21 protein-coding genes, 1 tRNA gene and 1 pseudogene are annotated in these 23202 nt (G+C 67.8%); 21 read left to right on the forward strand and 2 right to left on the reverse strand.

The window, feature by feature from the left end; translation table 11 throughout:
- Positions 1-138: 138 nt before the first annotated feature.
- From AC3WJE_RS05550 to AC3WJE_RS05635, 18 genes are all read left to right on the forward strand, one after another.
- Complete coding sequence (locus tag AC3WJE_RS05550; RefSeq protein ID WP_493729785.1) at positions 139-1503, forward strand: hypothetical protein; 1365 nt, start codon at positions 139-141, stop codon at positions 1501-1503.
- A 23-nt stretch (positions 1504-1526) separates the two neighbouring features.
- The gene (locus AC3WJE_RS05555; RefSeq protein WP_493729786.1) at positions 1527-1916 is read left to right on the forward strand and encodes a c-type cytochrome; all 390 of its coding nucleotides are present in this window, start codon (positions 1527-1529) and stop codon (positions 1914-1916) included.
- 200 nt (positions 1917-2116) lie between these two features.
- Positions 2117-2854, forward strand: coding sequence for a hypothetical protein (locus tag AC3WJE_RS05560; protein WP_493729787.1), 738 nt, complete (start codon positions 2117-2119; stop codon positions 2852-2854).
- A 103-nt stretch (positions 2855-2957) separates the two neighbouring features.
- Positions 2958-3503, forward strand: coding sequence for an RNA polymerase sigma factor (locus tag AC3WJE_RS05565; RefSeq protein ID WP_493729788.1), 546 nt, complete (start codon positions 2958-2960; stop codon positions 3501-3503).
- Positions 3500-4153, forward strand: a complete 654-nt coding sequence (locus AC3WJE_RS05570) for an anti-sigma factor family protein (protein WP_493729789.1) — start codon at positions 3500-3502, stop codon at positions 4151-4153. Before AC3WJE_RS05565 ends, AC3WJE_RS05570 begins: the two co-directional genes overlap by 4 nt.
- Positions 4150-5478 (forward strand): S8 family peptidase, encoded by a 1329-nt coding sequence (locus AC3WJE_RS05575; protein WP_493729790.1) that lies wholly within the window; start codon positions 4150-4152, stop codon positions 5476-5478. Before AC3WJE_RS05570 ends, AC3WJE_RS05575 begins: the two co-directional genes overlap by 4 nt.
- The gene (locus AC3WJE_RS05580; RefSeq protein WP_493729791.1) at positions 5475-6227 is read left to right on the forward strand and encodes a heme ABC transporter permease; all 753 of its coding nucleotides are present in this window, start codon (positions 5475-5477) and stop codon (positions 6225-6227) included. The genes AC3WJE_RS05575 and AC3WJE_RS05580 overlap by 4 nt, the downstream gene beginning before the upstream one ends.
- Complete coding sequence (gene ccmD / locus AC3WJE_RS05585) at positions 6224-6397, forward strand: heme exporter protein CcmD (RefSeq protein WP_493729792.1); 174 nt, start codon at positions 6224-6226, stop codon at positions 6395-6397. Before AC3WJE_RS05580 ends, ccmD begins: the two co-directional genes overlap by 4 nt.
- Positions 6394-6858 (forward strand): cytochrome c maturation protein CcmE, encoded by a 465-nt coding sequence (gene ccmE / locus AC3WJE_RS05590; RefSeq protein ID WP_493729793.1) that lies wholly within the window; start codon positions 6394-6396, stop codon positions 6856-6858. The genes ccmD and ccmE overlap by 4 nt, the downstream gene beginning before the upstream one ends.
- 76 nt (positions 6859-6934) lie before the next feature.
- Positions 6935-8908 (forward strand): heme lyase CcmF/NrfE family subunit, encoded by a 1974-nt coding sequence (locus AC3WJE_RS05595; protein WP_493729794.1) that lies wholly within the window; start codon positions 6935-6937, stop codon positions 8906-8908.
- Positions 8905-9447, forward strand: coding sequence for a DsbE family thiol:disulfide interchange protein (locus AC3WJE_RS05600; RefSeq protein ID WP_493729795.1), 543 nt, complete (start codon positions 8905-8907; stop codon positions 9445-9447). Before AC3WJE_RS05595 ends, AC3WJE_RS05600 begins: the two co-directional genes overlap by 4 nt.
- Positions 9444-9872 (forward strand): cytochrome c-type biogenesis protein, encoded by a 429-nt coding sequence (locus tag AC3WJE_RS05605; RefSeq protein ID WP_493729796.1) that lies wholly within the window; start codon positions 9444-9446, stop codon positions 9870-9872. Before AC3WJE_RS05600 ends, AC3WJE_RS05605 begins: the two co-directional genes overlap by 4 nt.
- The gene (locus tag AC3WJE_RS05610) at positions 9869-10510 is read left to right on the forward strand and encodes a tetratricopeptide repeat protein (protein WP_493729797.1); all 642 of its coding nucleotides are present in this window, start codon (positions 9869-9871) and stop codon (positions 10508-10510) included. The genes AC3WJE_RS05605 and AC3WJE_RS05610 overlap by 4 nt, the downstream gene beginning before the upstream one ends.
- A 382-nt stretch (positions 10511-10892) precedes the next feature.
- Positions 10893-12008, forward strand: coding sequence for an efflux RND transporter periplasmic adaptor subunit (locus AC3WJE_RS05615; RefSeq protein WP_493729798.1), 1116 nt, complete (start codon positions 10893-10895; stop codon positions 12006-12008).
- Positions 12001-15105, forward strand: a complete 3105-nt coding sequence (locus AC3WJE_RS05620; protein WP_493729799.1) for an efflux RND transporter permease subunit — start codon at positions 12001-12003, stop codon at positions 15103-15105. Before AC3WJE_RS05615 ends, AC3WJE_RS05620 begins: the two co-directional genes overlap by 8 nt.
- On the forward strand, positions 15102-16577 hold the full coding sequence (locus tag AC3WJE_RS05625) for an efflux transporter outer membrane subunit (RefSeq protein WP_493729800.1): 1476 nt from the start codon (positions 15102-15104) through the stop codon (positions 16575-16577). Before AC3WJE_RS05620 ends, AC3WJE_RS05625 begins: the two co-directional genes overlap by 4 nt.
- Before the next feature lie 207 nt (positions 16578-16784).
- Positions 16785-17858, forward strand: coding sequence for a sensor histidine kinase (locus tag AC3WJE_RS05630; RefSeq protein ID WP_493729801.1), 1074 nt, complete (start codon positions 16785-16787; stop codon positions 17856-17858).
- Positions 17855-18469 carry a response regulator transcription factor gene (locus AC3WJE_RS05635; RefSeq protein ID WP_493729802.1) on the forward strand — a complete coding sequence of 205 codons (615 nt, stop codon included), beginning with the start codon at positions 17855-17857 and terminating at the stop codon, positions 18467-18469. The genes AC3WJE_RS05630 and AC3WJE_RS05635 overlap by 4 nt, the downstream gene beginning before the upstream one ends.
- Positions 18470-18547: 78 nt before the next feature.
- Here the strand turns inward: AC3WJE_RS05635 and AC3WJE_RS05640 are convergent.
- Positions 18548-18624, reverse strand: a tRNA-Arg gene (locus tag AC3WJE_RS05640).
- A 188-nt stretch (positions 18625-18812) separates the two neighbouring features.
- Here AC3WJE_RS05640 and ubiA point away from each other — a divergent pair.
- On the forward strand, positions 18813-19718 hold the full coding sequence (ubiA, locus tag AC3WJE_RS05645) for a 4-hydroxybenzoate octaprenyltransferase (RefSeq protein ID WP_493729803.1): 906 nt from the start codon (positions 18813-18815) through the stop codon (positions 19716-19718).
- A 113-nt stretch (positions 19719-19831) separates the two neighbouring features.
- On the opposite strand, the gene AC3WJE_RS05650 is transcribed toward ubiA, so the two are convergent.
- The gene (locus AC3WJE_RS05650) at positions 19832-20527 is read right to left on the reverse strand and encodes a double zinc ribbon domain-containing protein (protein ID WP_493729804.1); all 696 of its coding nucleotides are present in this window, start codon (positions 20525-20527) and stop codon (positions 19832-19834) included.
- 82 nt (positions 20528-20609) lie between these two features.
- On the opposite strand from AC3WJE_RS05650, the pseudogene bioB reads away from it, so the two are divergent.
- Together bioB and bioF are read left to right on the forward strand one after the other, a co-directional pair.
- A pseudogene (bioB, locus tag AC3WJE_RS05655) lies at positions 20610-21575 on the forward strand (biotin synthase BioB); the annotation flags it as partial.
- A gap of 160 nt (positions 21576-21735) precedes the next feature.
- A complete protein-coding gene (bioF, locus tag AC3WJE_RS05660; RefSeq protein WP_493729805.1) occupies positions 21736-22947 on the forward strand; it encodes an 8-amino-7-oxononanoate synthase in 1212 nt (403 codons plus the stop codon).
- Positions 22948-23202: the final 255 nt, after the last annotated feature.

Here is a 23202-nt window from a genome sequence, read left to right on the forward strand (position 1 = left end):
CGGGCCATCAGTCCCGACGCTTTGCCGATAAAGCCCGTCGGGACTGATGGCCCGAGGCCACCCAGAGTCCCTCCCACAGCGCGCTCGTTTTCATCCATCTCCCACCGCCCGCTGCAACGACACGAGCCAGGAACTGCCATGCCGCCAGCCTCTTCCCGTCACGCCTCCTCTCCACCCGTTCGTTCGGGCGCGCTGCCTCTGCTTGCATTGGGCTGGATGGTCGGTCTGCTGATGCTGCTGGCCAGTCCGCACGCGCAGGCGGTGCCGTCGTTCGCGCGCCAGACCGGTTCGTCATGCGCGGACTGCCATGCCGCCAGCTACGGCCCGTCGCTGACCCCGTATGGCATGCGCTTCAAGCTCAACGGCTACACCGACAGCGACGGCAACGGCCTGAAGATTCCCGTCGCCGGTCAGGTCACCGGTGCGCGTTCGATCCCGGAGACTGGCAAGGCCACCACCCAGCTGACCGAAGCCGATCTGTATCTGGCCGGTCGCGTCTCCGACCACGTCGGCGGTTACATCAAGGTGGCCTCCAACAACACCGGCAACGATAAGTTCGACACGCGTCTTACCGAGATGGACCTGCGCTTCGTCACCGGCAAGTTCAAGATCGGCGGCAAGGATGCGATGGTCGGCGTCACCGTCAACAACAACCCGGGCGCGCAGGATCCGATCGGCATTCTGCCGGCCGCCTCGACGCTGGGCCCGGCTTCGGCCTATGGCACCTCGACCTCGATCCTCAACTCGTCCTCGCTGTCGCGACGCACGCTCGGCACCAGCCTGTACGGCGTCTACGACCGCAACTGGTACGGCGAACTCGGCACTTACCGCAGCATGCCGACCTCGCTGCAGGACCGCTTCGGCTATCCCGTCTCCGGCGATCCCGGCAAGCTCAGCGGCACCCGTTACATGCGCCTGGCCTACATGCGCGACCTCCGCAGCCAGTTCTTCTCCGTCGGCGTCACCGCGCTGAACACCAGGCAGCAGCGCCCACGCAACACCGGTCCCACCAACGAGTTCACCGACCTCGGCTACGACCTCAGCTATCAGTTGCTCGGTAGTCGCGAGCACATGCTGAGCCTGGGCTACGTCAACATCTACGAACGCCGGCGCTATGGCGATCCGCTGATTGCCGGTGCATTGAACCCGGCACTGACTCCGTTCCGGCGCGGCTCGGTCCGCGACCAGACCCTCAGCCTGAACTACACCTTCCAGCAGAGCTACGGCGTGCTGCTGGCGCACATGATCAACACCGGTTCGGCCGACCCGGCGCGCTATGTGCCCTACGGCGTGCCGGATACCACCACCAACCTGATCAGCGCTTACTGGACACCGTTCGGCAAGGACGGCGGGCTGACCTCGATCGCCAACATGCGCCTGTCCGCCACCTGGTTCCGCTTCAGCCGGTTCAACGGCGTGTCCGATGATCTGTTCGGCACGTTGCCGGCGGTCAATGCGCGCGACTTCAACCAGTTCCAGGTCGCCCTGAGCCTGGCCTTCTGATCCCCTTTCGAGAGCCCAACGCGATGCCCTTCCGTTCCTCCCCCCTGCTGTCGAGCGTTGCCATCGCCGGCGCCCTGCTGAGCAGCGCGTTGGCACCCGCCACTGCCCACGCCGCCGAGCGCGGCGCCGGCGTCTTCATGTCCGAATGCGCCGAGTGCCACAGCGTGGCGCCGGGCAAGAACAAGCGCGGTCCCACGCTGTTCGGCGTACTCGACCGCCCGTCCGCGAGCGTGCCCGGTTACAAATATTCCGATGCCATGACCCAGGCGCGCTGGACCTGGAACGAAGCCACCCTGCGCCGCTACCTGTCGCAAGCGGCGGACAAGGCGCTGCCCGGGACCAAGATGGAATACGAAGGACTCGATCCGGCCCAGGTGGACGCGGTCATCGCCTATCTCGGCACGCAGCATTAAGGCGTGTCCTAGAGCGCCCCCCGCAACAGAGCTGTCCTCGTCCCCGCGAAGGCGGGAACCCGGCGCCTCATGCACCGCAAAGAGCGATTGCTATATTCGACGCACGCCTCCGGCCAGTCGGGGGAGGTGCGAATTCCCCCTCCCTTTGGCTGCGGATCCTGCGTAATGTCCTGTCCGGCCTCGCCTGTGCGTTCTCCCTCGTGTATCGGGTTCCTGTGCGGGTAGGCGCCTTTTCGGCAAGGCGCCGGGTCGGTGAAGGCCGCTGGCTGGCGCTGGCGGCGGCAGGCTGCATCGCCCTGCCGGCCACCGCCGCGAGCCTGGGTGGGGCGGTCGCGATCAACACGCAACTGGTCGATCGCGGCATCGCGATGACGTCCGCCACCCCGGTGGTGCAGGGTTCGGTGTTCTGGATACCGGCCACGGGCTGGTCACTGAGCCTGTCCGGTGCCGCCGAGACCCGCTCGCCCGCGCCGCTGCTGCAATCGAGCGCCGCCATCACCCGCTACTGGACGCTCTCCGACCGCTGGCAGATGCAGGCCGGCCTGGCCCGTTCCCACTACGCCATCGACCAGGGCCTGTGGCGCTACACGCGCACCGAGGCCAGCCTGGGATGGACCTACCAGGACATGCTTTCGCTGACCGTGTCGGCCTCCCGCCTGCCCGGCGGCGAGCGGCTGTACCCGGCGGCGGACCTGATCGTGCGCTATCCGCTGACGAAGCAGCTGGCGCTGTCGGCGGGCCTCGGCGCGGCGCGGTCGCCGACCTATACCGAGCCCGACGATCGCGTGGTCGGCTACCGCTACGGCCATGCGGGGCTGGTGTGGAGCCAGGGCAACTGGACGTTCGAGGTCGACCGGATGGTCACCGACGGCGCCCCGCGGCCCTGGGACGGCCCGCGCGTATCGCCCTGGGCCGCCATGCTTTCACGGGCGTTCTGAGCCGGCATGCAACCTTTTGCCCCGAAGACAGCACTTACCGGGTAACCGCAGCCGCCTTCCCGCCATGAATGACACTGATGCCCTGGGTGACGCCACCGACCGCATGCTGCTGCAACGCATGGCCGCGGGCGATCGTGACGCGCTGGCGGTGCTGTACCGGAACTACCACGGCCGACTGTGCCGCTTCCTGTCGCGCCTGACCCGCCGCCCGGACATCATCGAGGAAGTCATCAACGACTGCTTCTGGGTGGTCTGGCAGAAGGCGAGCAGCTTTCGCGGCGATTCCCAGGTCTCCACCTGGATCATGGGCATCGCCTACCGCTGCGGCCTGAAAGCGCTGCGCCAGCACGGCGGCGATCCGGTCGACGAGGACGAGGTGGCCGAAGATCGCTTCCCCGTCGAGCACCCGGACGAAGACCGCGAGCTGCGCGACTGGCTGAGCAAAGGGCTCGAACGCCTGTCGCGGGACCAGCGCGTCGTCGTCGAGCTGGTCTACGGCGTCGGCTACAAGCTGGAGGACATCGCGGCGATCATGGATTGCCCGGTCGGCACGATAAAAGCCCGGCTGTTCCATGCGCGGGTCAAGCTCCGCAACGTACTGCCGGCCCTGGCCGGCGGCGATCCCACTCTCACGGAGAAGCTGTCATGACGACCTTCTTCACAAAGCCCGGCCAGGAATGCTCGCATGCCTGGGAATTGATGCCTTGGGTGCTGCAGGGCAGCGCCAGCGAGGAACAGAACGACTGGCTGCATCATCACCTGGCGCAGTGCCCGGCCTGCAGCACCGAGTTCGCCCAGCAGACCCGGCTGCGTCAGGCCATGGCGCTGCCGGCCGACGTGCGCGTCGATGCCGAGGCGGGCCTGCAACGCCTGCTCGGGCAGTTGGACCTCCCGGATTCGCGACCACAACCGCTGCCGGCACGTGCACGCGCCAACGGCACCTGGGTGGTCAAAGTGCTGGCCGCCGCGGTGCTGGTCCAGGCCATCGGCCTGGGCGTACTCGGCTCGCGGCTGACCACCTCCAGCCAGCCCCAGAACTACCGCACGCTCAGCGATGCGCCCACGTCCACCGTGGCCGGCACGATCCGGGTCGTGCCCGATCCGAAGATGGCGCTGGCCGATTGGGACACCTTGCTGCACTCGCTGCAGCTGCAGGTAGTGGGCGGCCCCAACGGTATGGGCGCCTATGTGCTCGCCCCTTCCCCGGCCGCAACCGCCGTACCGACCGCGCAGGCCGTACAACGGCTGCGCGCCGCCCCGGGCGTGCGTCTGGCGGAACCGATCGCCGCGGCACCATGAAGCGCGGCCTCGCCTCACTGCTCGCCGCCGGCCTCGGGCTGGCAGCGAGCCTGCATGCCGGAAGCGCGCAGGCGCAGTCCCCTGCGGACCCGCCCGCACAGGCCGCTGCCCTGGACAGCCAGCGCGACATCGTGCTCGCAGTGGACAACCCACTGGTGGCGGTGCCGGTACGCGCCGGCTCCAACGTGCTCGGCTATGCCTCGGCCAAGCCTTACGGCGCCGGCAGGCAGGCCGTCTCCGCGCTCGAGGCGCTCAAGCGCCGTTACGGCCTGAGCGAAATGGCAGCGTGGCCGATCAAGCCGCTCGGCCTGTATTGCGCGGTGCTGCGGCCGCCGCCCGGCGTGTCGCGCGATGAACTGCTCGCCGCGCTGGCCGCGGACGATCGCGTGCAGCTGGCGCAGCCGCTGCAGGATTTCGCCGTGTATGCGTCGAGCCCCGTCGACGAGAAACCAACCGCGCCGGCAGCGCGCTACAACGATCCCTACATCGACCTGCAGCGCGGCTTCATCGCCACCGATGCCGCTGACGCGCAGACCCACACGCAGGGCCAGGGCGTGGAAGTCGCCATCGTCGACACCGGCGCAGACATCACGCATCCGGACCTGCGCGGGCGCATCCGCGGCGCGCACGACCTGGTCGATGCGCAGATGTCCCCGACCTTCGATCGCGAAGCGCACGGCACCGAAGTGGCCGGAATCATCGCCGCCAACAGCAACAACCATCTCGGCATCGCCGGCATCGCGCCCAAGGCCATGCTCAGCATCTACAAGGCGTGCTGGTATCCGGCCCAGGCCGATGCCGGCGCACGCTGCAATTCCTTCACCCTGGCCAAGGCGCTGGTGGCGGTCTCCGACAGCCGCGCGCGCATCATCAACCTGAGCCTGGGCGGCCCCACCGATCCGCTGCTGCGTCGGCTGCTCGGGCAACTGCTGGACCAGGGCCGCATCGTGGTCGCGGCACTGCCGCCGGACGGCCGCCTCGCCGGCTTTCCGACCGATACCCCGGGCGTGATCGCCGTGCGCGCCAGCCGCAGCACCAGCGCGCCCGCCGGCATACTCGACGCACCTGGCGACGACATCCTGACCACCCAACCCGGCGGCGGCTACGACTTCAGCTCCGGCTCGTCGATGGCTGCCGCGCACGTCAGCGGCGTGGCCGCCCTGCTGGTCTCGCTCGCCCCGGAGCTGGACGCGCGCAGCGTGCAGGCGCTCATGCTGAAGACCCGCAAGCCGTCCGAAGGCACGCTGCAAGTCAACGCGGAAGCCGCCGTGGAAGCGTTGAATTCGACCACTGGAAAACCTGCGTCGAGAACGGTGCAGCCATGAGCGCGTGGATCGTCCGCACGCTCCACCAACTCGGCTCGCCCCCGCACTTCGACCGCTTCGCCAGGCGCTGGGCGCCCTGGTGCTATACGGCCGCGCTGGTGCTGTTCGGGTTCGGCCTGTGGCAGGCGCTGTTCGTGGTGCCGGCCGATTACCAGCAGGGCGACAGCTTCCGCATCCTCTACATCCACGTGCCCAGTGCCTGGATGAGCCTGTTCGTGTTCGGGCTGATGGCGCTGTACGCAGCGATCGCGCTGATCTGGCGGATCAAGCTGTGCGAGATCCTGGCGATGGCCTGTGCGCCGATCGGCGCTGCTTTCACCCTCATCACCTTGTTGACCGGCAGCATTTGGGGCAAGCCGATGTGGGGCACCTGGTGGGACTGGGACCCGCGCCTGACCACCGAGCTGATCCTGCTGTTCCTGTACCTGGGCGTGATCGGCCTGTATCAGGTGATCGACGACCACCGCAACGCCGCGCGTGCGGCCGGGCTGCTGGCGATCGTCGGCGTGGCGCTGCTGCCGGTGATCCGCTACTCGGTGGTGTGGTGGAACTCGCTGCACCAGGGCCAGACCATCCGCCTGTTCGGCGAATCGAGCATGGACCCGAGCATGCTGGCGCCGCTGTGGCTGATGGTGTTCGCCACCAAGTTCTGGTTTGCCGGTGCGCTGCTGGTGCGCGCCCGCGCCGACAACCTGCGCCGCGAGGCCGGCAAGGACTGGGTTGGCAAGCTGGCTGAGGAGCGCGCATGAGCTACCTGCCCTACGTGATCGCCGCCTACGCCGTGTTCGTGCTGGTGCTGGCCTGGGACTTCCTGGCGGCGCGCTGGCAGATCCGGCGCGCGATGCGCCAGGCCAGGACCCGCCGCCAGCGCCAGCGCGACAAGGCCGCCACGCCCCGCGATGCGGAGCTGGTGCGGTGAACCCGGTGCGGCGCAAGCGCCTGCTGTGGGTGCTGGCGCTGGTGTTTGCCGGCGGGCTGACCACCACGCTGGTGGCGATGGCGCTGCAGCGCAATGTCGCCTACCTCTATACCCCGTCCGAAGTGCTGCGGGGCGAGGCGGGAGCGCATGCCCGCTTCCGGCTCGGCGGCATGGTCGAGAAGGGTTCGTTCCAGCGTGCCGCCGGCTCGCTGCAGGCGCATTTCCGGGTCACCGATGGCGATGGGCAGTTGCGGGTGAGCTATGACCGGATCCTGCCGGACCTGTTCCGCGAGGGTCAGGCGGTGATCGCCACCGGCCGCATGCAGGACGGGGTGTTCGTCGCCGAGGACGTGCTGGCCAAGCACGATGAAACCTACATGCCCAAGGAAGTGGCCGACAAGATGGGCGCGGCGCACCGCAAGCACGATGTGCCGGTTGAACCGGTGGGGGCGGCGCAGTAGTGCAGGACACCGATCACCTCCACTTCGTCATTCCCGCGAAAGCGGGAATGACGGCCTCAACGACGCAAGGCACTGAATGCTCCCCGAACTCGGCCAACTGGCCCTGATCCTCGCCTTGCTGCTAGCCCTGACCCAGGGCGTGCTGCCACTCATCGGCGCCTGGCGTGGCCATCCGGCACTGATGGCTATGGCGCGTCCGGCAGCGCTCGGCCAGGCACTCTTCGTCTGGCTGGCATTCGCGCTGTTGGCGGTGTCGTTCCTGAGCTTCGATTTCTCCGTGCGTTACGTCGCCGGAAATTCCAACCTGGCCCAGCCCTGGTACTACCGCATCGCGGCGGTGTGGGGCGGCCACGAAGGCTCACTGCTGCTGTGGGCGGCGCTGCTCGCGCTGTGGACGGTGCTGCTGGTGCGTTCGGCGCGATCGTTGCCCGACGCCTTCGCTGCGCGTGTGCTGGGTGTGCTCGGTCTGGTGTCGGCCGGCTTCCTCTCTTTCATGCTGTTCACCTCCAATCCGTTCGAGCGTCTCGCGCTCATCCCGCTGGATGGCAACGAACTCAACCCGGTATTGCAGGACCCGGGCATGACCTTCCATCCGCCGATGCTCTACACCGGCTACGTCGGTTTCTCGGTGGCCTTCGCCTTCGCCGTGGCTGCACTGCTGGGCGGCGAATCGGAGCAGGAATGGGTACGCCGCGCACGGCCGTGGACCAATCTGGCCTGGGCCTTCCTCACCGCCGGTATCGTCGCCGGCAGTTGGTGGGCCTATGCCGAACTGGGTTGGGGCGGCTGGTGGTTCTGGGATCCGGTCGAGAACGCCAGCTTCATGCCGTGGCTGATCGGCGCCGCATTGATCCACTCGCAGGCGGTCACCGAAAAGCGCGGCACGCTGCACGCCTGGACGCTGCTGCTGTCGATCCTCGCCTTCTCGCTGTCGTTGCTGGGCACGTTCCTGGTGCGCTCGGGCGTGCTGACCAGCGTCCACGCCTTCGCCACCGATCCGCGTCGCGGCCTGTACATGCTCGGCTTCCTGGTGATCGTCATCGGCGGTTCGTTGCTGGTCTATGCGCTGCGCGCACCCAAGGTCGCCACCGGCAAGCCATTCGCCACGCTGTCGCGGGAAACCGCCGTGCTGGTCGGCAACCTGATGCTCACCGTCGCCACCGCGATGGTGCTGCTCGGCACGCTGTTCCCGTTGATCGGCGATGCGTTCGACCTCGGCAAGATCTCGGTGGGTCCGCCCTACTTCGGGCTGCTGTTCCCGCTGCTGATGCTGCCGGTGGTGCTGGTGCTGCCGTTCGGTCCCTACCTGCGCTGGGGCAAGAGCGATCCGGCCACGTTGGTCTCGCTCACAGTGCGCGCCGGTATCGCCGCATTGGCCTGCGCGCTGGTGTCGCTCTACTTCGTGCAGGGCCAGGCCAAGGCAGTAGCCGGCGTGGCCGCCGCAGCCTGGATCGCCACGGGCACGTTGCTGTATGCGTTGAAGCGCTGGCGCGAGCTGCCGCGCGGGCGGCGCTATCCGGCGGAAATGGCCGGCATGCTGCTGGCGCATTCCGGCATGGCGGTGTTCGTCGTCGGTGCGCTGTTGTCGGGCAGCCTCTCGCTGGAACGCGATGTGCGCATGGCCCCGGGCGAGGTGGCGCATATCGGTGGCTACGATTTCCGCTTCGACGGCGTGCATCAGATCGATGGCCCCAACTGGAAGGCCGAACAGGGCACGGTGCAGGTCAGCCACAACGGTACGCCACTGGCGGTCCTGCATCCGCAAAAACGCCTGTACGGCAGCGGCCGCGTGCAGACCGAATCGGCGATCGACGCCGGATTCACCCGCGATCTCTATGTAGCCCTCGGCGAATCCATGGACCCCGAGCGCATCGAAGGCGACTGGTCGCTGCGTCTGTACTACAAGCCCTTCGTGCGCTGGATCTGGCTGGGCGGGCTGCTGATGATGCTGGGCGGATTCGTCTGCGCCGGCGCGCGCCGCTTCCGCAGCGATCGCACGCCCATCGAAACCGGTGCGGTGCGGATCTCGCCGCAGGCGGCGCGAACATGAGCCGGCTGCTGCCTTTCCTCGGCTTCCTGGTGCTGGCGGCGCTGCTCGGCTTCGGCATCTGGTGGAGCAAGAGCCACGATCCGCGCGAAGTGCGTTCGCCGCTGCTGGACAAATCCGCGCCGGCGTTCTCGCTGCCGCGTCTGGACCGCCCGGATCAGGTGGTGAGTCGTTCCGACCTGCTCGGCAAGCCCTACCTGCTCAACGTGTTCGGCAGCTGGTGCCCGGCCTGCGCCGAGGAACACCCGGTGCTGATGGCACAGGGCAAGACCCTGGGCATCGCGTTGATCGGCTACAACTACAAGGACGAACCGGCCGATGCCGCCGCCTGGCTCGATCAACGCGGCAATCCATACGATCTGATCGTGGCCGACCGCGAAGGCAGGACTGCGATCGATTTCGGCGTCTACGGCGCACCGGAAACCTTCCTGATCGATGCCCACGGCACGATCCGCTACAAACACCTCGGCCCGCTCACTGCCGACGTCATCGCACGCGAACTGCAACCGGCCATCGCCGCGCTGCGCGGACCATCACCATGAACGACCGCTACCGGGCACTGCTGCTGGTCCTCGCCTTGTGCGTGACACCGCCACTGGCGGCGCAGGCCATCGATCCATTGCCATTCAAGGATCGCAACGAAGAGATACGTTTCCAGCAACTTGCCGCGCAGTTGCGCTGCCTGGTCTGCCAGAACGAAACCCTGGCCGATTCCAACGCCGGGCTCGCGCACGATCTGCGCCAACAGGTGTTCGCGCAGATACAGGCCGGCCGCAGCGATGAGCAGATCAAGCGCTACATGGTCGATCGCTACTCCGATTTCGTGCTCTACGACCCGCCGCTCAAGCCCGGCACCTGGCTGCTGTGGTTCGGCCCATGGCTGCTCCTGCTGGCGGGACTGGCGACGGTGGCGATCACCGTGCGCAGGCGTCGCCACGCTGCCGTGGCCGATCAGGAGGAATGGTGAAAATCGCCTTCTATCTCTGTGCGTCGATCATGGTCGCTGCGGCCACGTTCCTGCCGCTGCGTCCGCTGCTCCGCGTTCCCGGCCGCATCGGACGTGCTTCGGCGCTGGGCTTCATGGTGCTGCTGCCTGCGAGCGCCATCGGCCTTTACCTCGCACTCGGCATGCCTGCCGCACTCGACGGCATTCCCAGGCAGACCGCGGTGCTCGCGCAAGCCGATGACAGCGCCGGAACGATCGCTACCTGGATGACCCGGGCGCAGGCTTACGATCAGGAAAAACGTCCCGACGCAGCGCGCGATGCCTACGGCGAAGTGCTGCGGCTCGATCCCGCCAACACGGTGGCGATGCTCGGCTGGATCCAGGCCGACATGGCGCAGCACGCCGATTTCGCCATCGGCGACGACGCACGCAGCATGCTGGATCGGGTTCTCACACAGCAGCCCGACAACCAGCGCGGCCTGTGGCTGCTCGGCATCAGCGATTTCCAGCACAAGGACTACGTCGGCGCGCGCAACGCCTGGCAGCGCCTGCGGACCCTGCTGGAAGCCGGCTCTCCCCTGGAGCAGGCCGTCGCCGAGAAAATCGCCATCGCCGAATCGATGGCACAGTCTCGCCATGTCGAGACATCGGAGCGCTGAAGCTTCCTGACTCTCGATGAGTCCTTTTACGCCGGCATTCCCTTGAGCGCCCGCCAGTCCTTTCTTCGCCGGGTATACGAAGGTATATCCGGGCTATGTCTATGGACCTGAAAAAGCCTGGAAAAACGCTGGTTTAGGTCACCTCCCGCGTGCCACCATGCGCGCCGTCGCCAAGGTTCGACACGCTAGCAAACGCACACGCAGTAGCTCTGTTAGCGGCCCTCCGTCGGCCTCGCCCGCCTTTCCGTTCCGCCATATGTCCGGCTCCGATCCGGAGGATGCCTTTCGCCTGATCGGGTGAGGAGCCTCTGTGTCCGCGCGCCACCTTTCGCACCGCTGCAGCACCTCGCGCTTCCCGTCCTCCCCTCCCCCGAGTCGAACCATGTTCCCCAACGTCCTTCGCAATGCCTTGGTGGCCGCCTGCGCCGGCGGCCTGCTCAGCGCCTGCGGCGCACCTGCCACGCCCGCCACCCCGCCCACCGCACTCGTGCGCGAAGACACGCGCGTAGTCGTGCCGGCCGGTTCACCGCTGCGTTCGAGCCTGCGGGTCGAGCCGGTGCGCAGCGTGCAGATCGCGCCGACGATCCAGGCCCCGGCGGTGATCGAGGTGTTGCCGGAACGCCTGGTCAGGATCGTGCCACCGCTGGCCGGTCGCGTGATCACGCTGCAACGCACGCTGGGCGCGACGGTCAAGGCCGGGGACGTGCTGTGCGTGATCGACTCGGCCGAGCTGGGCAATGCCTACAGCGACGATGGCAAGGCACGCGCTGCGCTGGCCCAGGCGCGCCAGGAATTCGATCGGCAGAAGGCGCTGTACGAAGGCGACATCGCGGCCAGGAAGGATTACCAGGCCGCACAACAAACCCTCGCCAGCACCGAGAACGATGCGCGCGCGGCCGCCGACCGGCTGGCCCAGCTCGGCGTCCCCGCCAGCGCCAGCTCGCATCGCCAGTACCTGCTGCGCTCGCCGATAAGCGGCCGGGTCACCGACGTGACCGCCTCGCTGGGCGGCTACTGGAACGACACCAGCTCGCCGTTGATGACCGTCGCCGATATCTCCAGCGTGTGGCTGACCGCCAGCGTGGCGGAGAAGGACATCGGCCAGGTATTCGAAGGACAGCCGGTGAGCGTGACGCTCGACGCATACCCGGGGCAGACCTTCGACGGGCGCGTCCAGCACATCGATGATCTGCTGGACACCACCACGCGCACGCTCAAGGTGCGGGTGGCGCTGGACAACCGCGATGGACGCTTCAAGCCCGGCATGTTCGCGCGCGCCGGTTTCATCGCACGTCCGCACCCGGCGCTGATGGTGCCCGATACCGCGCTGCTGCAGAGCGGCCTGTACACGCGGGTGTTCGTGGAAACCACGCCGTTCGCCTATGTGTCGCGCATCGTCAGCACCGGCAACGCGCTGGATGGCACTACCGAGATCGTGTCGGGCCTGAAGCCCGGCGAGCGCATCGTGGTCAAGGACGGGACGCTGCTCAATGATTAAGTCGATCGTCACGACCTGCTTCCAGCGCCGTGGCATCGTCTGGCTGATGTTCGTGCTGGTGGCGCTGTACGGCGTATGGAGCTGGAACCAGCTGCCGATCGAAGCCTATCCCGACATCGCCGACGTCACCTCACAGGTGGTCACGCAGGTGCCCGGCCTCGGCGCCGAGGAAGTGGAGCAGCAGATCACCGTGCCGCTCGAGCGCGCCCTGATGGGCACGCCGGGCCTGCATGTGCTGCGTTCGCGCAGCCTGTTCGGTTTGTCGCTGATCACCGTGGTGTTCGACGACGGTACCGACGGCTACTTCGCACGCCAGCGCCTGCAGGAGCGCTTCAACGACGTGTCGCTGCCGTATGGCGCGGTGCCGGGGCTGGATCCGTATACCTCGCCGACCGGCGAGATCTACCGTTACACCCTGGAATCGAAGACGCGCAGCCTGCGCGAGTTGTCCGACCTGCAGTTCTGGACCGTCATCCCGCGCCTGCAGAAAGTGGCCGGCGTCGCCGACGTGACCAACTTCGGCGGGCTCACCACCCAGTTCATGCTCGAACTGGAACCGGACAGCCTGACCCGCTACGGATTGACGCTGGCGCAGGTCAAGAATGCGATCAACGCCAACAATTCCGACGGTGGCGGCAGCATCGTCGATCGCGGCGAGCAGAGCTACGTGGTGCGCGGCATCGGCCTGCTGCATTCGCTGAGCGATATCGGCAACGTGGTGGTGAGCAGCAGCAACGGCGTGCCGGTGCTGGTGAAGGACCTGGGCCGCGTCAGCTACGGCAATGTCGAGCGGCGTGGCGTGCTCGGCAAGGATGCCAATCCGGACACCATCGAAGGCATCGTGCTGCTGCTCAAGGACACCAATCCTTCCGCGACGCTGGACGGCGTCCACGCCGCCGTGGACGACCTCAATCGCAACCTGCTGCCGAAGGACGTCAGGATCGTCCCCTACCTCGATCGCACCTCGCTGATCGACGCCACGCTGCACACGGTGAAGGGCACGCTGGCCGAAGGCATGCTGCTGGTCTGCGTAGTGTTGCTGCTGTTCCTGGGCAGCCCGCGCGCGGCGGCGATCGTCTCGCTGACCATCCCGCTGTCGCTGCTGATCGCCTTCATCTTCATGCATCACCTGAAGGTGCCCGCCAACCTGCTGTCGCTGGGCGCGATCGATTTCGGCATCCTGGTCGATGGCGCGGTGGTGCTGGTCGAGAACGTGCTGCGCCGACGCGAAGAAGAAGCCGAGCGCGTACTGACCCCGCGCGACGCGATCGACGCCACGCTGCAGGTGGCGCGGCCGATCTTCTTCGGCATGGCGGTGATCGCCTGCGCCTACCTGCCGCTGTTCGCATTCGAGCGCATCGAATACAAGCTGTTCTCGCCGATGGCCTACGCAGTGGGCGCCGCGCTGATCGGCGCTCTGGCGGTGGCGCTGATGCTGATCCCTGGCCTGGCCTGGCTGGCATTCCGCAAGCCACGCAGGATCTTCCACAACCGCGTGCTGGAAGCGCTGGGCCGGCGCTACCAGCGGCTGCTGGAAACCAGCGTCGGCGGGCGTCGCTGGCTGGTCGTCGTCGGCACGCTCGCGGTGGTGGTATTGGCGCTGCTCGGCGGCACGATCGGCCGCGACTTCCTGCCGTACATCGATGAGGGTTCACTGTGGCTGCAGGTACAGATGCCGCCCGGTATCACTCTCGACAAGGCCGCCGGCATGGCCAACGCCCTGCGGCGCGCGACGCTGGAATTCCCGGAGGTCGCCTACGTGGTGACCCAGACCGGACGCAACGACGACGGCACCGACTACTGGACCCCCTCGCACATCGAGGCCAGCGTCGGCCTGCGCCCCTATTCGCAATGGCCGGCCGGCATCGACAAGCAGCGACTGATCGCCAAGCTGGGCGAGCGCTTTGCGCGCATGCCCGGCTACACCGTGAGCATGATGCAGCCGATGATCGACGGCGTGCAGGACAAGCTGTCCGGCGCGCACAGCGACCTGACCGTCAAGGTCTTCGGCGATGACCTCACGCAGGTGCGCACGATCGCCAACCAGGTTGCCGCCACGCTCGGCAAGGTGCCGGGCGCGGCCGACATCGCGGTCGATGTCGAGCCGCCGCTGCCCAATCTGCAGATCCGCTTCGATCGTGAAGCCGCTGCACGCTACGGCATCAACGCGGCCGACGTGTCCGACCTGATCAGCACCGGCATCGGCGGCACCCCGATCGGGCAGATGTACATCGGCGAGAAGAGCTACGACCTGACCGTGCGCTTCCCGGAACGCTACCGCGCCAGCCCGCAGGCGATCGGCAACCTGAAACTGACCACGCCGACCGGTGCGGAAATACCGCTGTCCGCGGTCGCCCAGGTCGGCACCACCTCGGGCGAAAGCGTGATCGTGCGCGAGATGGGACGACGCAACATCATCGTGCGGCTGAACGTGCGCGGCCGCGATCTTTCCAGCTTCCTTGCCGATGCGCAGGCGCGGATCGATCGCGATGTCCCCGTCGATCACCAGCACTTCCAGATCGTCTGGGGCGGCCAGTTCGAGAATCTGCAACGTGCCGAAACCCGACTGGCGGTGATCCTGCCGATGACCCTGTGCATCATGTTCCTGCTGCTGTTCGGCGCATTCGGCAATCTGCGTCAGCCGACGCTGGTGCTGGCCGCCGTGCCGCTGGCGATGATCGGCGGACTGGCCGGATTGCACCTGCGCGGAATGACGCTCAATGTGTCCAGCGCGGTCGGCTTCATCGCCTTGTTCGGCGTGGCCGTGCTCAACGCGGTGCTGATGCTGGCGCAGATCAACCGCCTGCGCAGCGAAGAGAACCTGCCGCTGCGCGACGCGGTGATCGCCGGCGCGGTCAGCCGCATGCGGCCGGTGCTGATGACCGCCACCGTGGCCGCGCTCGGCCTGACCCCGGCGATGCTCGCCACCGGTCTGGGCAGCGACGTGCAACGCCCGCTCGCGACCGTGGTGGTGGGCGGTCTGGTGACCGCGACGGTGCTGACCCTGGTGCTGCTGCCATCGCTGTATTACCTGATGGAAAGGTTCGCCGCCGCGCGCCAGGCCCGCACCGCCGTCGCGCAAGGAGATCTCGCATGAACACGCTCGTACGCTGCCTCACCTTGGCCGTGGCAGCCGGCATGGCCGGTTGCGCGGTCGGCCCGGACTTCCATCGCCCCGATGCGCCGGACACGACCGGCTACACCCGCACGCCGCTGCCGACGCAGACCGTCTCGTCCGAAAGCGCGGGCGGCACCGCGCAACGCTTCGTATCCGGCGCGGACGTGCCGGCGGCGTGGTGGCAGGCATTCCGCTCGCCCCAGCTCGATGCGCTGGTGGACGAGGCGCTGCGCGCCAATCCAGACCTGCAAGCCGCCGACGCCGCGCTACGCCAGGCACGCCAGACCCTGGCCGCGCAGCGCGGTGCCTACCTGCCCAGCGCCGACCTGCAAGTGAACGCCAGCCGCCAGAAGGACTCGCAATCATCTGCCGAGGACACCAGCAGCTCGCCATACTCGTTGCGCACCGCGCAGTTGAACGTCAGCTACGTGCTGGACGTGTTCGGCGCGACCCGTCGCCAGGTCGAAGGTGCCGTCGCACAGGTGGAGGTGCAACGCTTCCAGCGCGACGCCGCGTATCTGTCGCTGACCGCCAACGTGGTCAATGCGGCCATTCAAGCGGCCTCGCTGCGTGCGCAGCTGGACGCCACACGCGAACAGATCGCGATCGCCGAAAGCCTGCTGGACATCACCCGCCGCCAGCACGCACTCGGCGCGGCCGGCGGCACCGACCTTGCCGCGCAACAAGCCACGCTGGCGCAGACGCGCGCGGCATTGCCGCCACTGCAGAAGCAGCTCGAACAACAGCGCGACCTGCTGGCAGTCCTGGCCGGGCGTCTGCCCAGCGAAGGCGTGGACGAAGCATTCCAACTCGACAGCCTGCAGTTGCCGGCCGAGCTTCCGCTCACGCTGCCCTCGCAACTGGTCGAACGCCGCCCCGATATCCGCGCCGCCGAAGCGCAACTGCACGCGGCCAGCGCGGCGATCGGCGTGGCCGAGGCCGCGCGGCTTCCCAGCTTCACCCTGACCGCTGACGTTGGAAGTTCCGCCGCCTCGTTCTCGCAGTTGTTCAAGTCCGGCAACGGACTGTGGCTGGCCGGCGGCGGATTGCTGCAACCGCTGTTCCACGGCGGCGCGCTGGCCCGCCAGCAGCGCGCCGCCGAAGCCGCCTACGACCAGGCCCAGGCGCAGTACCGCAGCGTGGTGCTGCAGGGCTTCCAGGAGGTCTCCGGCGCCCTCACCGCGCTGCGCAGCGATGCGGAAGCCCTGCACTCGGCCAGCGAGGCCGAAGCGGCAACCCGGCATAGCCTGGACATGGCACAGCAACAACATGCGCTCGGCGCGATCGGCAGCGCCGAGCTGCTCCAGTCCAGGCAGGCCTATCAGGAAGCGCAGGCGACACTGGTGCAAGCCCGCGCCGCGCGCTACTCGGACACGGTCGCGCTGTACCAGGCGCTGGGCGGCGGCGATGGATGGCGCGCAGACCCCAGCACCGCCTCGCTCACACGTTAGGGCATGCGAATCGGCTATCTACATCGCCGTCGTCCCCGCGCAGGCGGGGATGACGATCCTGATGAACGCTATCCCGGCACCATGGCACCATGCGCCCACGCTCCACCCGGACACGTCTGCGATGTCAGTCCTGCACCTGATCAAGTTCCCTGATGGCCCGCGAGGGCCGATCCAGCTCATCGCAACAGGTGCCCGAGGAATCCCGCGATGACCCCCATGCGCTTCTTCCGCTCCCCACTCGCACGTGGCGACCTTCTCGGTCTGACCGCCCTGGCCGTCGGTATCGCCGCGATCTTCGTGGTCGATACGCTCACCGATTACGCGGTTGCCGCGGCGCTGTTCTACAACCTGGTGGTGCTGCTCTCGATGCGGCTGCTGACCAGCCGGGGCGTGGTGACGCTGGCCGGCGGCTGCATCGCGCTGATCGTGCTCAGCTTCCATCTCACCCCGCACGGCGCCTATCGGGTCGGCGTGATCAACTCCTGCATCAGCATCGTCGTGGTGATGGTGACCACCTGGCTGGCAGTGCAGATGGAAGCGGCCAAGGCGGTCGCGCACGACGCCCAGGCCAAACTGCTGCAGCTGGCCCGCAGCAGCAGCGTGGGCGGGCTCGCCGCGTCGATCGCGCATGAGGTGAACCAGCCACTCGCCGCCATCGTCACCAGCGGCAATGCCTGTCAGCGCTGGCTCGCGCAGACCCCGCCCAACATGGAGAAGGCACGCGGCGCGCTCGACCGGATCGTCGCCGATGCCACCCGCGCCAGCGAGATCATCGTGCGCATGCGCGCGCTCGCACGCGGCGAGGCCGCCCATCGCAGCGCCTTCGACCTCAATCAGGCGGTGCTGGAGGTGATCGCGCTTTCGCGCGGCGAGATGGAGCGCAACGGCATCGCGCTGTCGATCGACCTCGACCCGGCACTGCCGACCGTGCTGGCCGATCGCATCCAGATGCAGCAGGTGATCGGCAACGTGCTGCTCAATGCGGTCGATGCCCTGGCCAGCGAGCTGCCGGAAACCCGCACCATCCGGATCCGCTCGCAGCCCGATGGACGCTGGGCACGGCTGTCGGTGGACGATTCCGGCCCGGGCATGTCGCCGGATGCCGCAGCCCATGCCTTCGACGCGTTCTGGAGCACCAAGCAGGACGGCATGGGCATCGGCCTGAGCATCAGCCGCACCATCATGGAAGCCAACGGCGGCGAGATCTGGATGGAACCGGCCGGTGCGCGCGGCGCACGCTTCGCGTTTCGCGTACCGCTTGTCGAGGGCAGCTCCGAATGAATGCCAGCGCATCTCCCGTGGTCTACCTGATCGACGACGATGCCTCGATGCGCGCCGCGCTCGAGGATCTGTTCGCCTCCGTCGCCCTGCAGGTCCGCGCCTTCGGCTCCACCCGCGAGTTCCTCGACCACCCGCGCGAGGACGCCCCCGGCTGCCTGGTGCTGGATATCCGCATGCCCGGACAAAGCGGCATGGAGTTCCATCGGCAGATGGTCGAATCCGGCTTCGCCATGCCGACCATCTTCATCACCGGCCATGGCGACATCGCGATGGGCGTGGAGGCGATGAAGAACGGCGCGATCGAATTCCTGACCAAACCATTCCGCGACCAGGACCTGCTCGACGCGATCCAGGAAGGCATCCGCCGCGACCAGGCCCGACGCCAGACCGAGGCCGACACCGCCGAGCTGCTGGCCCGCTGGGATTCGCTGACACCCGGCGAGCAGGACGTGACCCGGCTGGTCGTGCAGGGCCTGCTCAACAAACAGGTGGCCGCGCGCCTGGACATCAGCGAGATCACGGTCAAGGTCCGGCGCGGCCACGCCATGCGCAAGATGAAAGCCGGCTCGCTGGCCGAACTGGTCAGGCTGGCCGCGCGTATCGGCATATGAATCGGGATACAAAAAAGGCCGGGACCCTTGATGTTTCTGGGTTACCCGGCCTTCTTCGGATGTCGCTGGACTTCAATCTGGTGCGCCCGGAGGGATTCGAACCCCCGACCAATGGCTTCGGAAGCCACTACTCTATCCGGCTGAGCTACGAGCGCGTGGCCGAGCATTATGCCAGAACGCAGCGGGCGCGGGTCATGTGGCTCAGCGGCCGCCGCACAGGCGTCCCGGGCGTCATTTCCCATCAAGAACGTGTGCGCGGCTGGGCTCGCCCTCACTGACGCGTGGCGATACCTGCGACATCCTCGCCATGGCCGCCTCCGGAACAGGCTGCTACGCTTTCGCGATGGGCTACGAACGATTCGAAACCGCCGCCCCGCCCCCGCAGCCTTACTGGCGCGATCGGCTCGGCCAGTACTGGAAACTCGTCCGCGGCGACCGCCCGATCGGCAGCCTGCTGTTGCTGTGGCCCACCTGGTGGGCGCTGTGGCTGGCTGCCGGCGGCGTGCCGCCGCTGTGGACGCTGTTCGTGTTCAGCGCCGGCGTGTGGCTGACCCGATCGGCCGGCTGCGTGATCAACGACTACGCCGACCGCTGGCTCGACCCGCATGTGGAACGCACCCGGCAACGCCCGCTGGCGACCGGCGCGGTGTCCGGGCGCGAGGCGCTGGTGGTGTTCGCGGTGCTGATGCTGGTCGCCTTCGCGCTGGTGCTGACCTTGAACCGCCTCACCGTGCTGCTGAGCGTGGCCGGCCTGTTCCTCGCCGCGAGCTATCCCTACCTCAAGCGCTACACCTACCTGCCGCAGGTCTACCTCGGCATGGCGTTCGGCTGGGGCATCCCGATGGCGTTCGCCGCGGTGCAGGGCGAAGTGCCGGTGGTCGGCTGGCTGCTGTACGCAGCCAACATCCTGTGGGCCACCGCCTACGACACCTGGTATGCGATGGTCGATCGCGACGACGACATCAAGATGGGCTCCAAGTCCACCGCGATCCTGTTCGGCGACCTGGACCTGATCGCACAGGGTGTGCTGTATGCACTGACGTTCGCCGCGCTGGCGCTGGTCGGCCAGCGTCTGCAGCTCAACCACTATTACTGGATCGGCCTGCTGGTGGGCATGGTCCTGGTGGCCTACGAATTCCTCATCGCCCGCCAGCGCGAACGCGCGCCCTGCTTTCGCGCGTTCCTGCACAACAACTGGGTTGGCGCGGCAGTGTTCGCCGGTATCGCCACCGCGCTGGCGACGGCTTGATCGCTACCGTCGTCCCCGCGAAGGCGGGGACCCAGCGACTTATGCCAACGTATAGCCACGACACTGAAACCCCGCCTTCGCGGGGATGACCAGTCCTGGTTGATCGCCGCCACTCACGGCACCCGCGCGCAAACCCACGCATCCACACGCTGCACGCCAGCCTTGCGCAGCGCACGCGCCGCCGCATGCAGGCTCGCACCTGTCGTCATCACGTCGTCGATCAGCGCCACATGCGCCGGCACCGCCGCGTTGACCTCGAAGGCGCCGCGCAGATTGCGCGCACGCGCGCCGGCATCCAGTTCCGATTGCGGTCGCGTGGCCTTGACGCGCGTCAAAGCCGGCTGACACGGCAGATCCAGCGCGCGCGCCAGCGGCCGCGCCAATTCCAGCGCCTGATCGTAACCGCGCTGGCGCAGCCGCCCCACATGCAGGCTCAACGGCACCAGTGCCTGCGGACGCGGCGCCTGCCGGCAACGCTCGGCCAGCAACTCCGCCAGCAATCGGCCGGACGCAAGATCCTGATGAAACTTGAAGCGCCGCATCAGCCCATCGACCGGCCATCCGTAGGCGAACGCCGCAATCGCAGCATCCAGCGGTGGCGGCTGACGTTGGCAGGCACCACAGGCCACCAGTCCCTGCTCCGCCGGCCCCAGCGGCAACGCGCAGCGCGGGCAGGCCACGCGCAGAAACGGCATCGCCGCCAGACAGGCGGCACAGACATCGCGTCCGGCGATGCCGGTTTCGCCGCAGACCAGGCAATGCGTCGGCCACCATGCCGCGATCCGTTGCGCCGCCCACTTGTAAACCATTGACACTCCAGTCAGGTTGACAGCCTTCCTTGCGCTCACCAGAATGCCGCGCTTCCGAGCCGCCTTCTGTCAGGAAACCCCAATGTCCGCTGTCATCCGCCACGACTGGCAAGCCCAGGAACTGCACGCGCTGTTCGATCTGCCGCTGACCGAGCTGCTGTTCCGCGCCGCCGCGACGCACCGCGAACATTTCGATCCGGCCGAGGTCCAGGTCTCCACGCTGCTGTCGGTCAAGACCGGCGGTTGTCCCGAAGACTGCGCCTACTGCCCGCAGGCGCAGCGCTACAACACCGGCGTCGACGCGCAGAAGCTGATGGACACCGATGCGGTGGTCGCCAAGGCCCGCCAGGCCAAGGCCGCCGGCGCCTCGCGCTTCTGCATGGGCGCGGCCTGGCGCTCGCCGAAGGACCGCGACATCCCGAAGGTCGCCGCGATGATCGCCGAGGTGAAGTCGCTGGGTCTGGAAACCTGCGCCACGCTCGGCATGCTCAGCGGCGAGCAGGCGCAGGCGCTGAAAGAGGCCGGCCTGGACTACTACAACCACAACCTCGACACCTCGCCGGACTTCTACGACTCGATCATCCACACCCGCCAGTACCAGGATCGCCTGGACACACTGGAGCACGTGCGCGAAGTCGGCCTGAAGACCTGCTGCGGCGGCATCGTCGGCATGGGCGAGACCCGCCATCACCGGGTCGGCCTGCTGCTGGCGCTGGCCAACCTGCCGGCGCATCCGGACTCGGTGCCGATCAACCGGCTGGTGCAGGTCGCCGGCACCCCGTTGCATGGCACCCAGGAGCTGGACGCATTCGAGTTCGTGCGGATGATCGCGATCGCACGCATCATCATGCCGAAATCGATGGTGCGCCTGTCGGCCGGCCGCGAGGCGATGAACGACGAGCTGCAGGCGTTGTGCTTCCTGGCCGGTGCCAACTCGATCTTCTACGGCGAGAAGCTGCTGACCACCGGCAACCCGGATACCGAACGCGACATGGCGCTGTTCGCACGGCTGGGCCTGCGCCCGATGCAGATCACCGTCGATGCCGACCACCACGATCACCCCGGCACGGTGCACGCCGACATCACCTGTCCGTCCGGGCACCAGCACGCCGCCTGAGCGGCACAAGCGGCCGGCCATCGCCTCGCCGGCCCGCTGCCGCCGGCAGGGCGGTTAACCTAGCCGTCTGCCGCCCATGCACCGGACAACCATGGCCAGGACCGACCTGCACGACCGCATCCAGACGCTGCGCACTCTCCGCGTCGCGCAGGCGCGCGTGCGCACGCGCCGCACCGTCGGCCGCCGCGATGGCGTGCGTCTGGAGATCGACGGCCGCTGGCTGACCGGGTTCTGCTCCAACGACTACCTCGGGCTGGCGCAACAGTTCGAAGTGGTGGCTGCGTTGCAGGATGCCGCTTCACGCGAAGGCGCCGGCTCCACCGCCTCGCACCTGATCTGCGGCCACCACGCGCTGCACGAAGCGCTGGAACGCGAGATCGCCGAGTGGCTCGGCTATCCGCGCGCACTGCTGTTCGGCAGCGGCTTCATCGCCAACCTGGCCGTGCAGCAGGCGCTGCTGACCGAAGAGGACGATGTGTGCGTGCAGGACCGGCTCAACCACGCCAGCCTGCTCGACGCCACCCGCCTGGCCGGCGCACGCCTGCGCCGCTACCCGCACCTGGATGCCGAAGGCGCGATGCGCCAGCTCAAGGGCGCCGCCGATGGCGCGGCGATGCTGGTCAGCGACGGCGTTTTCAGCATGGATGGCGACATCGCCCCGCTGCGCTCGTTGAGCCTGGTCGCGCGCATGCAGCAGGCCTTGTTCTACGTCGATGACGCGCACGGCATCGGCGTGCTCGGCCCGCACGGGCGCGGCAGCGTCGCCGAAGCCGGGCTCGGCATGCAGGAAGTACCGCTGCAGCTGATCACGCTCGGCAAGGCCTTGGGCGGCTACGGCGCCGTGGTGGTCGGCGAGGAAGCACTGGTGCAGCACCTGGCCGAAACCGCGCGCCCCTACATCTACACCACCGCGCTGCCACCGGCGCAGGCCGCCGCCTCGCTGGCCGCGGTCAGGCTGGCGCGTCGCGACGACTGGCGCCGCGAAAAGCTGACCACGCTGATCGCCGCATTCCGCGACGGCGCGCGTCGCCATGGCCTGGAGCTGATGGCCTCCGACACCCCGATCCAGCCGCTGCTGTGCGGCGATGAAGCCGCGACGATGGCGATGTCGGCCTCGCTGGAGAACGCCGGCTTCCTGGTCGGCGCGATCCGGCCACCGACGGTGCCCGAAGGCAAGGCACGACTGCGCGTGACCCTGTCGGCGCTGCACACCCCGCAGCAGGTCGAAGCACTGGTCGAAGCGACCGCGCGTGCGCGCGACATCGTGCAGCGCCAGCAACAGGTGGCTGCGCTCGGCAGCTGATGTTTTTCTTGATTCCGAAGAAGGCGAACATCCGCCGCCGCAGCGGCAACGACCGTCGCCCCCGTGCAGGCGGGGACCCGGCGACTTCTGTTTGTCAGGCCTCAAGACACTGGATGATCAGCCTTCGGCTGCTGAAAAGCACTTCCCGCCTTCGCGGGGACGACGTCCTAGAACGCATCGGCATCCAACGCATGCCATCCGTAGCATCGAATCACTCCCTTCTCCTGCAAGCGGGAGAAGGGAAAACAGTCCCGC

Source organism: Pseudomonas sp. GW821-FHT07E12 (genome assembly GCF_058986605.1).